Genomic DNA, 14,227 nt, shown 5'->3' with positions numbered 1-14,227 from the left:
AGCGGTGGGTGGAAGAAGCCGGAACTGTGCGGGTGCCGTCGACTTCGTGCCCTCAGAGGGCGGGTGGCCCGGTCAGGGACGCGGGACTGATCAGGGTCCGGAGTTCCACCTCGGTCAGCAGCGCGCGCTCGCGTACGAGGTCGAGCGCCGCTCGGGACGAACCGGCCTGACGGGCGGGGAGGTTGGTCTCGCCGAACCCGGCCTGCGGTCCCGAGGACAGCAGACGGACGTCGTTGCGGGCCTTGGAGAGTTTCACCGCGACGCGCTTGAGCACCCCGGAGAGTTGTACGAATACTCCGACGTCCTGCGTGGCCTCGATGAGGTCGGGTGCGGACACCGGGGTCGGGATTCGGGTCAGCCGGCGCGGCTGCTCCACCGCGCGCTCGCGGTAGCCCGGGCGGGCGTCGCGGCCGGTTCCGATCGCCCGACCGCCCAGGTCGAGTTCGTGCGGGAGCAGCCTCGCCTCCGTGGGGCGCAGTTCGTCCTCGGCGAGGGTCGCGGCGAATGCCCCGAACTCCTGGCCCAGCGTCATGGGCACGGCGTCCTCCAACCGGGTGCGGTTCGTCTTCAGCACGTCGGCGAACTCGTCCGCCTTTCCGCCGAAGGCCTCCCGCAGGCGGGCCAGGGCGGCGAGGGTCCGGTCGCCGCTCCGCGCGGCTTCGTGCCGGCTGTCCGTCGTCAGGGACATCGGGTTTCTCCGGTTCGTCGAGGTGCGGGGAAGCCACCGGGCGATGGAGCCGTCCCTGGCGTCCGGCCGGGGCGCGCGGTCACGACTGCGAGCGGTCCCGTCATGCCGCCGCTCCCCCACCCGGGACACCGCGGTCGATACCGGTCCAGGCGAGTGCCACGGCGGCGTCGAGCAGGGCCCGTCGGGCGGCGCCGCCCACGCAGTGTGCGGCGAACTCGCGCTGGTGGTTGGTGGCGGGCAGCGAACCGATGCCGATGTAGGGGTGGATGGCGGGCACCACCTGGGAGACGTTGCCCATGTCGGTGGAGGCACGGTTCATCCGGGCAGCCTGGCCGGCCGGCGCGAACTCCCGCCCCAGGGCGCGGGCGTTGGCGCGGTAGTGCCCGAGCGCGGTCTCGTCCGCCCGGAACTCCGCGTACGGCTTGCTCTCCGGCTCGATGTGGAGCTCGCAGCCGGTCGCCAGGGCGCCCGCCTCGAAGGCCCGCATGACGCGCGGCTCCAGCTCGGCGAGTTCGGCGAGCGTCTCGGCGCGGACGTACCAGCGTCCGGCCGCCCGTTCCGGGATGGCGTTCGGTGCGTCCCCGGCGTGTGTCACCACGCCGTGCACGCGCGCCGATCCCGGCAGTTGCTGGCGCAGCAGTCCGATGGCGACCTGGGCCACGGTGAAGGCGTCGGCCGCGTTGATCCCGCTCTCCGGGTAGGCGGCGGCGTGGGCCGACCTGCCGGTGTAGGAGATCTTGGAGTGGCTGACGGCGAACGGGCGTGCCTCGGCGACGTCGACCGGCGCCGGATGCACCATCATCGCCAGGTCGACCCCGGCGAAGGCACCCCGGTCCAGCATCTCGATCTTGCCGCCGCCGCCCTCCTCCGCCGGGGTGCCGTAGACCTCTACGGTGAGTCCCGCGTCATCGGCCACGGCGGCCAGGCCGAGTGCGGCGCCCACGGAGCTCGCCGCGATCAGGTTGTGCCCGCACGCGTGCCCGAGGCCGGGCAGTGCGTCGTATTCGGCGCACAGCGCGATCCGGGTGGGCCCGCTGCCGAAGCGGGCGTGGAACGCCGTGTCGAGGCCCAGGTAGGAGGAGGTGACGTCGAAACCGGCGCGGTCCAGAAGCTGGGGCACGGTGGCGGCGGCCCGGTGTTCCTCCCACGCGGTCTCCGGGTCGGCGTGCAGCCGCTCCGAGAGCTCGATCAATCCCTCGGCGTGGCGGTCGACCGCCTGTCGCGCGGCCTCCTTCAGCGTGCCCATCACAGATCGCCCGGTACGCCGTAGGAGGGGGCGGAGGCCGGATCGAGACCGCGGCACACGTAGTCGTCGCGCTGCGGCAGCCAGACGCCGACGAGGTCGGCGAGCCGCTCGATGGGGTCCTCGGCCCAGTCCACACGCAGGTCCGTCACCCGCCAGCCCACGTCCCCGACGACCGCGAGCCCCGCCGAGTACACGGGCCCCTCCTCGCCGCCGGCGGCGAGGGCGGCTCGCATGGCGGTGATCAGCCGCTCCTCCAGTTCGCCCGTGGCCGCGGCGTACGCGTCGAGGAGGACGGCCGGGATGTGCTCGCCACTCAGCATGTTGCCTGCCGCGACCGCGCCGTCCGTCGCGGCCGAGGCGTGCGTGCCGAGGGTGTGCGGGCCGCTGTGGGCGAAGCCGGGCCCGGAGCGGCCCAGCACGGTCAGCTGCCGGTAGGCGATGTCGTCCGCCGCCTCGGTGACCTCGGTGAGGGCCCGATGGGCGTCACCGTGCTCGGCCAGCCGCTCCAACAGACTCGTGCCGAGCGTGGGGTCGGTGATGTTCTGCGAGGCCGCCGCGCCGACACCGGGCCGCAGATGGGCGACGCGGGCGAAGACGGCGGGGCTGGAGGAGCTGGCCGCCATACCGAACCGGTCGCCGTCGCGTACGACGAGGGAGAAGGTCATGCCGGGTCCTCCTCGGAAGCCGCGGGGATCACGGCGATGGCGTCGATCTCGCACAGCCACTCCGGGCGGGCCAGAGCGGAGACCACCAGGCCGGTGGAGATGGGGTGGACGCCCTTGGTCCAGCGGCCGACCGTGCGGTAGACCGCCTCGCGGTAGCGCGGGTCGATCAGATAGATGGTCAGCTTGACCAGGTGCTCCATGCGGCTGCCCGCTTCCTCGAGGAGCATCCTGATGTTCGCCATGGCCTGTTCGGCCTGCGCCTCGACGTCGCCGATGCCGACCGATTCGCTGGTGTCGAGGTCCTGGCCGATCTGTCCGCGCACGTAGACGGTGTGGCCGGCGACGACGGCCTGGCAGAGGTCGTTGTCGAGGCTCTGCTCGGGATACGTGTCACGGGTGTTGAACGGACGGATGCGGGTGTGCCCGCCGGTGACGATGGGGGCCTTCACCTGGCGGCCCTCGCTCGTGGAAGTCATCAGCTGCTCCTCAGCTCTGCTGGGTCACCGGCGCGGCGCCGGACTGTCCGGTGCTGCCGTGGGAGAGGTAGCCACGCTGGGTGGCTATGTGGTCGGCGACGTAGCGGGCGTCGTGCCAGACACCCCAGATGAAGCTCGATCCGCGGCGGGACAGCCAGGGCAGGCCGAGGAAGTAGACGCCCGGCTCGGCGGACACGCCACGGCGCTGCACCGGCCGCCCCTTCTCGTCGAAGGTGTCGGCATCGAGCCAGCCGTAGTCGGCGGCGAATCCCGTCGCCCAGACGATCGAGGTCACGCCTGCCCCGGTCAGGTCGAGCTCCGACCGCGGTTCGGTCACGCACGCCGGGTCCGGCCCCAGGACATGTGCCTGGGGCTCCTCCGGCAGATCGAGTCCGTTGCGCTCGACGTACGCGTCGGCCGCCCGAAGGAGCTCCAGGTACTTCTCATCACCGGCCGCGATGTTCGTGGCGAGGTCCGGCGCGAAGCGCAGCACTCCGTCGTCGTAGGACGTGGTCAGGCCGACCAGCTCGATGCCGCCGGCGGCGAGGGCGCGGAAGTCCACGGTGTGACCGCCGCGGGCGCCGCTGACCGCGATGGTGACGTGTTCCGCGCCCTGGGGCGGCGTCTCCGCGTCCCAGCGGCCCAGCACACCGAGCCACCAGCAGAAGTCACGCCCGCGGTACTCCCGCGGCGGACGGTCGTGAGGCCCGACGGAGAGGAGGACACGCCGCCCCGACCGGCGCAGCTCGTCGGCGATCTGGACCCCCGAGGAACCGGCACCCACGACCAGGACCGCGCCCTCGGGCAGCTGCTCCGGGTTGCGGTACCCACTGGAGTGGATCTGGACGGGCACGGCACCGTCGGGGACGATGGGCGGAATCACCGGTCGCTGGAAGGGCCCGGTCGCCGCCACCACGAAGCGGGCGTCGATCGGACCCTGTGACGTCTCGACCCGGAACCCGGATCGGCCGGTGTGCCGGCGCACCGAGATCACCTCGACACCGGTGCGGACCGGGGCGCCGATCTTCTCGGCGTACGCCTCGAAGTAGGCGGCGACCTGTTCCTTCGAGGCGAAGGCATCGGGAGCGACGTCGGAGAATTCCAGGCCCGGGAACCGGTCGTGCCAGGCCGGACCGTTCGCGACCAGGGAATCCCATCGCTCCGAACGCCACCGCTCGGCGATCCGATGACGCTCCAGCACGATGTGCGGCACACCGCCGGCGCCCAGGTGCTCACTCATCGCCACGCCGGCCTGTCCCGCTCCGACGACGACGACTTCAGTCTCTTCACTCACCGTTCAGCCTCCACTAGGGCGGTAGTCCATCGGGGTGTCACATCGACAGGGCTACCGCTGCGAACATCTTTGGACGTGGCCGAAATTCTGTCCAACAGATGTTTCCGCTGAAGGTGATCTGTTTTTCAGAACGCGAGGCGCAGAAGGCCGTCGCCAACAACTCCCGTACGGTCCTCTTCACATGGAGCCAGCGGGAGACCACGAGTCCCGGGACCGCGGCGAGTTCCGCCGCGGTGGCGGCTCCGGCAGCGATGAGCACGGCGAGGCGCGGGCATGGGCCGGCGCACGTGCTCGCCGCGCGCCAACCTCGTGCGCGGTCGGTCAGGAGCCGTCCCGCACCATGCCCCGCTACGGAAGACGACAGAGAACTGATCAGATGACCCGTGCCTGATCGGATATGGTTTCCACGGAAGGCACTGTGCGGGCAGGGCCTCGGGACACCGGATTCGATCACAGGAGGAGTTCCGATGGCATCTCCGGCCGAACGACGTCGTTGGCGCATCCTCGATGTGGTACGCGAGACCGGTCCCATCAGGGTCGTGGAACTCGCCGAGCGTCTCGACATCCCGGCGGTCACCGTCCGGCGCGACGTCGCCGTCCTCGCCGACGAGGGAAAGGTCCAGCGGACCCACGGCTCCGTGGCCCTCGCCCCGGGCGCCTCCGGCGGGCAGTCCGCAGGCCAGGGCCGGGTGATAGGCATGCTGGTGCCCACGGTCGGCCAGTACTTCGACGAAGTGATCGCCGGGGCCAAGGCCGCGGCGACCGCGGCAGGGGCCAGGCTGGTCCTGGGCATCGCGCCGTACGGCACCGGCAATGACCGCGCCCAGGTCGAGCGGCTGCTGGAGGCGGAGGTCGACGGGCTGCTCCTCACGCCGGGCTGGACTCCCGACGGTGGGCTGGAGGGCGACGACTGGCTGGGCGAACTGCCCGTCCCCGCCACCTTGGTGGAACGCCGCGCAGCACCACTGAGCGCAGCGGCACAGCTGGACGCGGTCTGCTCCGACCACCGCCACGGTGTCCTGTTGGCCCTGCGCCGGTTCGTCGCGCTCGGACACGATGCGGTGCTGCTCGCCGCCCGAGCCGACACCCGCACCGCCTGTGAGGTGCGCGCGGGTTATGAGGAGGCCACCGGGCAGCTCGGACTGCCGACGCTGCCCGTGATCGACGTGTCCAGCCCCGGGGTGTCCCGCTCACCTGCGGCCGACGCGGACCTGGCCGCCCGGATCGCCGGAGCCGCACGCGAGGGCGTGCGGGCCGTGGTCGTGCACAACGACCAGGACGCCCTGCAACTGCCGTCGCTCCTGCGTACGCACGGTCTGGCGGTGCCCGAGGACGTCGCGGTCATCGCCTACGACGACGTGTACGCGTCGTTGTCGGAGCCGCCGCTGACGGCAGTGGCTCCGCCGAAGAAGGCGGTCGGCTCGGGCGCCCTGGATCTTCTGCTGCGGCGGCTCGATGCCGACGACTCCATGCCCGTCCACCGGATCGAGTTGCTGCCCACCCTCGAACTGCGCAAATCCTGCGGCGGGCCGGCCTAGCCGTTCCATGGCCGCCCGCATGCCGGGCCCCGGTGCCCGGCATGCCGTATCGGTCCTGCGCGGAGGGCGCACGGCCGCGCGAACCCTCAGGGGCGGGGCGGATCTGATCGAATAATCAGCCGGACAGAGCGGCACCCGCTCCCGTTCTCCCGGCGCTTCTTCCGGGGCCTGGAATGTATAGGGCGACCTCCGGGGGGCGACGGTTCGGGCACCCGCACGTCAGCCATCGATCATTTAGATCATTTGATCGAAAGGTATTGACTTCGATCGCCGGGCGACTCAGGATGGCGCTCATCTCAGCGTGACCTCGCAGCGCCCGGTCGGACGCCGGTGCTCGCGACCTCTCCAAGGAGCCGCGCCATGCCTTCCTCTTCGCTTCCCCGTCTCAGAACGTACGGTTCGGGCCTCGTCGCCGCCGCGACCGCACTGTGCCTCGCCACCCTCTCCGCCTGCGGCTCGGGCGACGACACCGGCACCTCGGCCGGGCAGGGACCTACCACCATCACGTTCTGGGGCTGGGCCAAGGGAACGAAGGAGACCGTGGACGCCTTCAACGCCTCCCAGAAGGACATCCACGTGAACTTCCAGGAGATACCGTCCGGCAACGCCGGCGGCTACGCCAAGATCTCCAACGCCGTGAAAGCGGGCAACGCCCCCGACGTCTTCAACGTCGAGTACCCGCAGCTGCCCGACTTCGTCAGCCGCGGCGCGGTCCAGGACATCAGCGAACACGTGCACGACGACCTGAAGAGCAAGTACCTGCCGCAGGCCATGCGGATGACCACGTTGGGCGGCTCCACCTGGGCCCTCCCGCTGGACGTCGCTCCGCAGACCTTCTACTACCGCAAGGACATCTTCGAGAAGGCGAAGATCACAACCCCGCCGAAGACCTGGGACGAGTTCCGGGCCGCCGCGGAGAAGATCAAGAAGACCGACTCCAGAGCACGCATCGCCACCTTCTTCCCCGACGACCCGAGCACCTTCGAGGCCATGGCCTGGCAGGCCGGCGCGCAGTGGTTCAAGCCGGGGAAGGACTCCTGGAAGGTCTCCTTCCAGGACGAGGCCACCAACAAGTCCTCCGCCTACTGGCAGAAGCTGATCGACGACGACCTGGTGGAGTACGCCCCCTCCTTCTCCCAGCAGTGGACGGCCTCCCTGCAGAAGGGACAGACCGTCGGCTACCTGGGCGCGAGCTGGGGAGCCGGCGTGCTGGGCGGCACGATCCCCGAACAGGGCGGCAAGTGGGCCGCCGCGCCGATGCCGACGTTTGACGGGACGCCGGCGAGCGGCATGCTCGGCGGGACCACGTTCGCCGTGTCCAAGGACAGCGAGAAGACCGAGGCGGCGGTGGAGTTCGCCGAGTGGGCGACCACCACCGAGGACGGCTTCAAGGCACGCATCGCCACAGGCACGTCCTCGGCCTACCCCGCCTCCCCCGGCCTCGTGCCGGTCGCCAGGAGCGCCTTCAAGAGCACCCTCTTCGGTGACCAGGACCTGTACGGCCTCTACGCGGACGCCGCGAAGTCCATCGGGGCCGACTGGACCTGGGGCCCCGTCATGGGCACCACCAACAACTCCCTCAAGGACGCCTTCTCGAAGGTCCACAACGGCAACGGCGACATCACGGCCGCGGTCCGCAACGCCGAAACCGCCACGACGAAGGAGCTGGAGAGCCGCGGGATCAAGGTGACCGGCTGATGGCCACCCCCGCGCCGCTGAAGGCCGACTCCCCGGCCGCCCGCCCCGCGCCCCGGCGGCAGCGGGCGCGGCCGGGGGCCCCGGCCCTCCTCCTGCTCCCCTTCTTCCTCCTCTTCACCGCCTGCACGCTGATCCCCATCGGGAACGCGATCTATCTCAGCCTCTACAGCGAGAAGCGATCCGGGCTCGGCTTCGGCGGCGTGGAGCGCGTCTTCAGCGGCCTCGGCAATTACACGGCCGCCCTGGGCGACCCCTCCTTCCGCGACGGCTTCCTCAACCTCGCCCTGTACTGCCTGCTCTACATCCCCCTGATGGTCGGCCTGTCGCTGCTGCTCGCCCTGCTGCTCGACTCGACCCTCGCCCGGGCCAAGCGCTTCTTCCAGCTGGCACTCTTCCTTCCGCACGCGGTGCCCGGCATCATCGCGGCCCTGATCTGGATGTACCTCTACACGCCGGGGGTCAGCCCCGTGGTCGATGCCCTGGACTCGGCCGGCGTCCAGGCCGACATCCTGGGCACTCCCGTACCGGCCGTGGTCAACATCGCGCTGTGGGAGTGGACGGGCTACAACCTGATCATCTTCTTCGCAGCGCTCCAGGCCATCCCGCGCGAGGTGCTGGAGGCGTCCGTCGTCGACGGCGCCGGCCCGCTGCGCACCGCCCTGAACATCAAGCTGCCGCTGATCCGGCCGTCGTTGGCCATGGTCGGCCTCTTCACCGTGATCGGCTCACTGCAACTGTTCACCGAACCCATGATCCTGCACGGTGCCGCCCCCGGCGTCGTCACCACCTGGACACCCAACATGTACGCCTACACCGCGGCCTTCGAGCGCGACGACTACGGCCTGGCCGCCGCCGCCTCCGTCCTGCTCGCGCTGGCGGCCGCCGCCCTCTCCTACCTGGTCACCCGGTTCTCCGGCGGCCGCTCCACCGAGCCGAAGGGAGCCGAGGCATGAGCACCGTCGCTCCCGTGAGGCCTCAACACCGTCGAGGTCGCACCGCTCCCCCGGCGCTGGACACCGGGCGGCGCCACTGGTCGATGTCGAAAACCGCCGTCAACGGCGTCCTCGTCCTGGCCGCGCTCTACATGCTCCTCCCTCTGCTGTGGCTGCTGACGGCCGCGGCGAAGAACACCGGCGACCTGATCGGCGGCCGTACCCTGACGCCCGGCCGCTGGCACCTGGGCCAGAACCTCGCCGACCTGGCGGCCACCGGGGACGGGGTCTACTTCCGCTGGTACCTGAACTCACTGCTGTACGCGGGGGTCGGCGCCGCGCTCTGCGCCTTTGTCTGCGTCGCCGCCGGCTATGCCTTCCACGTCTATCGCTTCCCCGCCAAGGAGCCGCTGTTCGGCCTGGTCCTGTTGGGGGTGCTCGTGCCGACGACGGCGCTCGCGCTGCCGATGTACCTGCTCGCCTCGAAGGTGGGAATCGTCAACAGCTTCTGGGCCGTCTTCCTACCGTCGTTGGTCAATCCGTTCGGCGTGTATCTCGCCCGGGTCTTCTGCGGCGGGTACGTGCCCGGGGAGGTGCTGGAGGCGTCCCGGATGGACGGTGCCGGGGAGCTGCGCACCTTCTGGTCGATCGGGCTGCGGATGGTGATGCCCGGCTTCGTCACCATCTTCCTGTTCCAGTTCACCGCGATCTGGAACAACTTCTTCCTGCCTCTGGTGATGCTCTCGGACAGCAAGCTCTTCCCGGTGAGCCTCGGGCTCTACTCCTGGAACACCCAGACCCGCTCGTTCCCCGAGTACTACCCACTCGTGGTGACCGGTTCGCTGCTCGCGGTCGTCCCCCTGGTCGTCGCCTTCATCGGGCTGCAGCGATTCTGGAAGGCGGGCATGACGGCCGGAGCCGTCAAGTAGCACCCCTTCCTCCCCGACCGTCTCCACGCCCGACCTCACCCGGGAGAACCCGTGCACCATCCCGCCCCCGTCACCGACGCCTCCTCGGCTCCGGTGCCCGGCCGCCGGCCGCGGGCCCTGCTCGCCATGCACGCCGGTCTGGCCTCGAAGCTGATCGACGCCCCGACGATGCGCCGGCTGACCGAACTCTCGGATCTCGACCCGGACCTGGTCGCCGACGACTTCACCGCACCTGCGGCCTCCGCGGCACTGAGCGAGGCCGAGGTCCTCATCAGTTGCTGGGGATGCCCGCCCCTGACCGAGGAAGTCCTCGCCCGGGCACCCCGCCTGCGGGTGGTCGTCCACGCCGCCGGGTCCGTCAAGCACCACATCACCGATGCCTGCTGGCGCCGGGGCATCGCCGTCACCTCGGCGGCCTCGGCCAACGCCGTGCCCGTCGCGGAGTACACCGTCGCCTTCGTCCTCCTGGCCGGCAAGGATCTGCTGCGCATCCGGGATGACTACCGCCGCCGCCGAGCCGACCACGACTGGCAGTCGGCCTACGCCACCGCCGGGAACCACCGCCGCACCGTGGGCGTCGTGGGGGCGTCCCGGATAGGACGCCGGGTCCTGGAACTGCTACGGCCGTACGATCTGGACCTGCTGCTGTACGACCCGTACCTGCTGCCGGGCGAGGCTGAACGGCTGGGTGCGACGGCCGTCGGCCTCGACGAACTCTGCCGCAGAAGTGACGTGGTGAGCGTGCATGCTCCCGAACTGCCCACGACACGCCACCTGGTCAGTCGCGAGCGGCTGGCGTCGATGCGCAACGGGACGACGCTGATCAACACGTCCCGTGGCTCGCTGGTCGACCAGGAGGCGCTCACCGAGGAACTGGTGTCGGGGCGGATCGACGCGGTTCTCGACGTGACCGTCCCCGAGGTGCTGCCGCCCGACTCCCCGCTCTACGGCCTGCCCAACGTGGTACTGACCCCCCACGTCGCCGGTTCTCTGGGCACGGAGCTCCACCGCATGGCCGCGTCGGCCGCCGACGAGCTGGAGCGCTACGTGACCGGTCGGCCTTTCGCCCACCTCGTCTCCGCCGATGAATGGGAACGGTCGGCCTGACCGTCTCTCCGAGACGCGTCGCGGGAGAAATCCATGGCCGGACCCCTCCCCCGACGCGTGTCGGGTCCGCGGCCGTAACCCATCGACGAAGGACACACCTCGTGCCACTGCCTCCCGAAGACAGACAGCTGAGCCCGCATACCGGCTGGACCAGGGAGCATTGGGAGGTGACGGCCGACGAGCTCCTCGCCGCCGTCCGCCCGTACGCGAGCCCGGGCCACGCGCTCATCAACCTTCCCGGCGACCGTCCCAGCTGGTCCGGTCGCCGCTCCGACGGGCTCGAGGGCTTCGCCCGGACCTTCCTGCCCGCCGCCCTGCGCATCGCGGGCGCCGCCGGTGCCGACCCGCACGGTCTGCTGGAGGGGTACGCCTCCGGACTCGACGCGGGCACACGCACGCCCACGTCCGAGCGCGACCTCGCGAACGGCGACCGGGAGTCCTGGCCGCCGATCACCGATCGCGGCCAGGCCATGGTGGAGGCCGCCTCCATCGCCTTCGCACTCCGCCTCACCCGGCCCTGGCTGTGGGACCACCTTGACGGGCCTGTCCGGGAGCGGGTGGGACGCTGGCTCGCGGACGCCTTGCACCGGGCCCCCAACGACAACAACTGGCACCTCTTCCCGCTCTCCGTCGGCGGCTTCCTCGCCGAGGTCGCCATCGAGGAGAAGGACGCACAAGCGGCGGTCCGCCGGGGCCTGGAGAGCATCGACCGCTTCTACCTCGGCGGTGGTTGGTACACCGACGGACGGCCCCGCGCCTTCGACCACTACAACGGCTGGGCCCTCCACCTCTATCCGGTCCTCCACGCCCACCTCTCCGCCGACCGGGATCTGCTGGCCGAGTACGGAAGCCGGCTCGCCACCCACCTCGCCGGGTACGCGCACACCTTCGGCGGTGACGGAGCACCCGTCCACCAGGGCCGTTCGCTCACCTACCGCTTCGCCGCCACGGCAGCCCTGTGGGCCGGAGCGCTCACCGGACACACCCCGCTCCCTCCCGGCGCCACCCGCCGCCTGGCCTCCGGGGCGCTGCGCTACTTCCTCGACCGCGGAGCCCTCGACCCGAACGGGCTCCTCACCCTCGGCTGGCACGGACCCGAACCACGCCTGGTGCAGCCGTACTCCGGCCCCGCTTCCCCCTACTGGGCGGGCAGCGCCTTCCTCGGGCTGCTCCTGCCCCCGGACCACCCGGTCTGGAGCGAGACGGAGCGTCCGGCTCCGGCCGAGATCCGCGACACCGTGATCGCGCTGCCCCAGCCCGGATGGCTGCTGCAGTCCACCGCTGACGACGGCCTCGTCCGCCTCCACAACCACGGCAGCGACGATCAGCCCGCCGACGCGGTACTGCCGGACAACCCGCACTACGCCCGCCTGGCCCACTCCACCGCCACCGGCCCCACCCACGGGGGGATCGCCGACAACCACCTCGCCCTCCTCGTCGACGGACAGCCCACCGAACGCGGTCGCATCGGTTTCCTCGGAGCCGGAGACGGCTGGGCCGCCTCCACCTGGCACCCTCGCGCCGGGGGCCGGGAACTCCCCGGCGTCACGGTCACCTCGCTCACCCTTGCCCACGGCCCGGACGACGTTCGCGTCCACCTGGTCACCGGGGCCACCTCCGGCACCCCCGTGCGACACGGCGGCTGGGCGGTCGCCGGCGCGGAGACGGAGGCGGGCCCCGCCGCGTCCGCCCACGCCGACGGGCGGCTGAGCAGCGAACTTCGCGATCTGCACGGCTTCTCCGCCGCCGGGACCACGGCCGTCCCCGGAGGCACCGCCTACGGCTCCAGCGCCCTCCTGCCCTTCCTGACCGGAACTCTGCCCGGTGACAACGCGCTGCTCGCCTGTGCCGGCCGGCTGACCGGCACCGACGTGCTTCGTCCTCTCGACGTGCTCGGCTTCGACGCCGAGCCGGGTAGAACCTGGCGGTTGAGCATCCGCTGGCCGGACGGATCGACCCGATGCGTGTACATCGCCCCCGGAACGGTTTCCCTCGATCCGGAGGGCTGGAGAACCCGCCCCGAGTCTCACTCACCGATCATTTGATCAATATTCCGTTGCATTGAGCGAATGTATTGACCTGATCAAGTGCGGCCTCTAATTTTCAGGCCACCCGCTCCAGGAGGTATGCGCATGGGAACCAGAGTCACCGTCACCGGAAAGCGCACAGCCCGCCGGCTGCTCATCGCCGCGTCCGTCGCACTCGTCGGCACCGCCCTCGTCCCGGGCCAGCCGGCTCTCGCCGCCGACTCCACCACCTACGTCGACTGCTCGCGCACCAGCGCGGGCAACGGCACCCGGCCCAGCCCCTTCAACAGCGTCGCTCAGGCCAACAGCAAGACCTACGGGCCGGGTGACACGCTCGCCTTCGCGTCCGGGACCACCTGTACGGGCGCGCTCGCCCCGAAGGGCAGCGGCACCACGGGCCGGCCCATCACGCTCACCCGCTACGGCACGGGCGGTCTGCCCGTCCTGAACGGCAACGCCGGCACGGACGCCGTCTCCCTGACCGACCAGGACCACTGGACGATCAGCCACCTCAAGATCACCAACCCGGCCGCCTCTCTCGCCCGGCGCACCGGCCTGCGGATCTCGGCCACCGACGGCAAGGCCCACACCGGATTCGACATCGGGAACCTCGTCATCGACCGCGTCGCCGGCCAGACCGACAAGAGCGGTTCCCTCACCGAGGACTACGTGCAGTCCGGAGCCATCGTCACCGGTGCGACCGGCACGGACTCCACCCTCAACGAGGTGTACGTGCACCACAACACCGTCAGCAACACCGGTGGTGGCGGCCTGAAGATCCGTACCGGTTCCATGGCCGACAAGGGCGCCGACATCCTCGTCGAACACAACACCGTCAAGGACGTCGGCGGCGACGGCATCATCGTCAGCTACGCGAACTCCCCGATGATCCAGTACAACGCCGCCTCCGGCGTGGGCAACGGCGTGTACCCCTTCTCCGGCGGCAACTTCGCCGGGATCTGGGTGCTCGGTGACCACAATCCGACCATCCAGAAGAACGCCGTACACGACATCACCAGGATGTCCGTCGCCGACAGCCAGGCGTTCGACTGCGACTGGGGCAACACCGGCTACTGCACCGTTCAGTACAACTACAGCCGCGACAACATCGGCGGCTTCTTCCTCGACTGCGACGGCTGCGGCACCATCGGCGGCGCCAAGCAGATCATCCGCTACAACATCTCCGAGAACGACTGCCGGATGAGCAGCAACAGCGCCGGCCGGTCGGCGCTGCACATGTACAACAACGTCCTCTACTGCACGGACAAGAAGTTCGCCGTCACCCTTCCCGACGAGAGCGTCGTCGAGAACAACATCTTCGTCGGCACGTCCGACTCCCGACTGCCCACCGCGTCCGGGATCCAGTGGAACTGGAACGTCTTCCAGGGCGTACCCAGGCCCACGTCCAACGGCATCGCCGGCGACCCGCGCTTCGTCGCTCCGGGCACCGGCGGCAACACGATTCACGAGGTGGACGGCTACAAGCTGAAGTCCACCTCGCCCGCCCTCGGCAACGGCGCCGTCATCACGGACAACGGCGGCCGTGACTACTGGGCCAACGCGGTCTCGGCGACCACCAAGCCCAACCGGGGCGCCTATCAGGGTCCGGGTCTGTAGTTCCCACCAG

General features: G+C 70.5%; 12 protein-coding genes. 7 read left to right on the top strand and 5 right to left on the bottom strand.

Going from position 1 to position 14,227, the window contains the following annotated elements:
- Positions 1-52 precede the first annotated feature (52 nt).
- The 5 genes from ACZ607_RS18655 to ACZ607_RS18635 form a co-directional block, all read right to left on the bottom strand.
- The gene (locus tag ACZ607_RS18655; RefSeq protein WP_469735822.1) at positions 53-688 is read right to left on the bottom strand and encodes a lyase family protein; all 636 of its coding nucleotides are present in this window, start codon (positions 686-688) and stop codon (positions 53-55) included.
- Positions 689-788: 100 nt separating this feature from the next.
- The gene (locus ACZ607_RS18650) at positions 789-1,934 is read right to left on the bottom strand and encodes a M20 family metallopeptidase (protein WP_469735820.1); all 1,146 of its coding nucleotides are present in this window, start codon (positions 1,932-1,934) and stop codon (positions 789-791) included.
- Positions 1,934-2,599, bottom strand: coding sequence for a DUF1028 domain-containing protein (locus ACZ607_RS18645; RefSeq protein WP_469735818.1), 666 nt, complete (start codon positions 2,597-2,599; stop codon positions 1,934-1,936). Before ACZ607_RS18645 ends, ACZ607_RS18650 begins: the two co-directional genes overlap by 1 nt.
- Positions 2,596-3,075 carry a RidA family protein gene (locus ACZ607_RS18640; protein ID WP_469735816.1) on the bottom strand — a complete coding sequence of 160 codons (480 nt, stop codon included), beginning with the start codon at positions 3,073-3,075 and terminating at the stop codon, positions 2,596-2,598. The genes ACZ607_RS18645 and ACZ607_RS18640 overlap by 4 nt, the downstream gene beginning before the upstream one ends.
- Before the next feature lie 10 nt (positions 3,076-3,085).
- Positions 3,086-4,369, bottom strand: a complete 1,284-nt coding sequence (locus ACZ607_RS18635) for a flavin-containing monooxygenase (RefSeq protein ID WP_469735815.1) — start codon at positions 4,367-4,369, stop codon at positions 3,086-3,088.
- Between the two features lie 467 nt (positions 4,370-4,836).
- On the opposite strand from ACZ607_RS18635, the gene ACZ607_RS18630 reads away from it, so the two are divergent.
- From ACZ607_RS18630 to ACZ607_RS18600, 7 genes are all read left to right on the top strand, one after another.
- Positions 4,837-5,907: a substrate-binding domain-containing protein gene (locus ACZ607_RS18630; protein ID WP_469735814.1), complete on the top strand. Its 1,071-nt coding sequence runs from the start codon at positions 4,837-4,839 to the stop codon at positions 5,905-5,907.
- Between the two features lie 360 nt (positions 5,908-6,267).
- The gene (locus ACZ607_RS18625; protein WP_469735811.1) at positions 6,268-7,605 is read left to right on the top strand and encodes an ABC transporter substrate-binding protein; all 1,338 of its coding nucleotides are present in this window, start codon (positions 6,268-6,270) and stop codon (positions 7,603-7,605) included.
- Positions 7,605-8,558, top strand: coding sequence for a carbohydrate ABC transporter permease (locus ACZ607_RS18620; protein WP_469735809.1), 954 nt, complete (start codon positions 7,605-7,607; stop codon positions 8,556-8,558). Before ACZ607_RS18625 ends, ACZ607_RS18620 begins: the two co-directional genes overlap by 1 nt.
- Entirely contained in the window at positions 8,555-9,466 is a 912-nt protein-coding gene (locus ACZ607_RS18615; RefSeq protein ID WP_469735807.1) for a carbohydrate ABC transporter permease, read from the top strand. The genes ACZ607_RS18620 and ACZ607_RS18615 overlap by 4 nt, the downstream gene beginning before the upstream one ends.
- Positions 9,467-9,592: 126 nt before the next feature.
- A complete protein-coding gene (locus ACZ607_RS18610) occupies positions 9,593-10,573 on the top strand; it encodes a hydroxyacid dehydrogenase (protein WP_469736614.1) in 981 nt (326 codons plus the stop codon).
- 101 nt (positions 10,574-10,674) lie between these two features.
- Positions 10,675-12,618, top strand: coding sequence for a DUF2264 domain-containing protein (locus ACZ607_RS18605; protein ID WP_469735805.1), 1,944 nt, complete (start codon positions 10,675-10,677; stop codon positions 12,616-12,618).
- A gap of 87 nt (positions 12,619-12,705) precedes the next feature.
- Positions 12,706-14,217 carry a right-handed parallel beta-helix repeat-containing protein gene (locus ACZ607_RS18600; protein ID WP_469735803.1) on the top strand — a complete coding sequence of 504 codons (1,512 nt, stop codon included), beginning with the start codon at positions 12,706-12,708 and terminating at the stop codon, positions 14,215-14,217.
- The last annotated feature ends 10 nt before the right edge of the window (positions 14,218-14,227 follow it).

The sequence above is a fragment of the Streptomyces sp. NPDC104381 genome (assembly GCF_055583745.1).
This window is presented reverse-complemented; position numbering and strand designations above follow the sequence as displayed.

What these genes read in the sequence shown, in the direction of transcription:
- ACZ607_RS18625 (WP_469735811.1), top strand. Translation starts at nt 6,268, where the DNA reads ATGCCTTCCTCTTCGCTTCCCCGTCTCAGAACGTACGGTTCGGGCCTC.
- ACZ607_RS18650 (WP_469735820.1), bottom strand. Translation starts at nt 1,934, where the DNA reads ATGGGCACGCTGAAGGAGGCCGCGCGACAGGCGGTCGACCGCCACGCC.
- ACZ607_RS18610 (WP_469736614.1), top strand. Translation starts at nt 9,593, where the DNA reads ATGCACGCCGGTCTGGCCTCGAAGCTGATCGACGCCCCGACGATGCGC.
- ACZ607_RS18600 (WP_469735803.1), top strand. Translation starts at nt 12,706, where the DNA reads ATGGGAACCAGAGTCACCGTCACCGGAAAGCGCACAGCCCGCCGGCTG.
- ACZ607_RS18645 (WP_469735818.1), bottom strand. Translation starts at nt 2,599, where the DNA reads ATGACCTTCTCCCTCGTCGTACGCGACGGCGACCGGTTCGGTATGGCG.
- ACZ607_RS18655 (WP_469735822.1), bottom strand. Translation starts at nt 688, where the DNA reads ATGTCCCTGACGACGGACAGCCGGCACGAAGCCGCGCGGAGCGGCGAC.
- ACZ607_RS18620 (WP_469735809.1), top strand. Translation starts at nt 7,605, where the DNA reads ATGGCCACCCCCGCGCCGCTGAAGGCCGACTCCCCGGCCGCCCGCCCC.
- ACZ607_RS18615 (WP_469735807.1), top strand. Translation starts at nt 8,555, where the DNA reads ATGAGCACCGTCGCTCCCGTGAGGCCTCAACACCGTCGAGGTCGCACC.
- ACZ607_RS18640 (WP_469735816.1), bottom strand. Translation starts at nt 3,075, where the DNA reads ATGACTTCCACGAGCGAGGGCCGCCAGGTGAAGGCCCCCATCGTCACC.
- ACZ607_RS18630 (WP_469735814.1), top strand. Translation starts at nt 4,837, where the DNA reads ATGGCATCTCCGGCCGAACGACGTCGTTGGCGCATCCTCGATGTGGTA.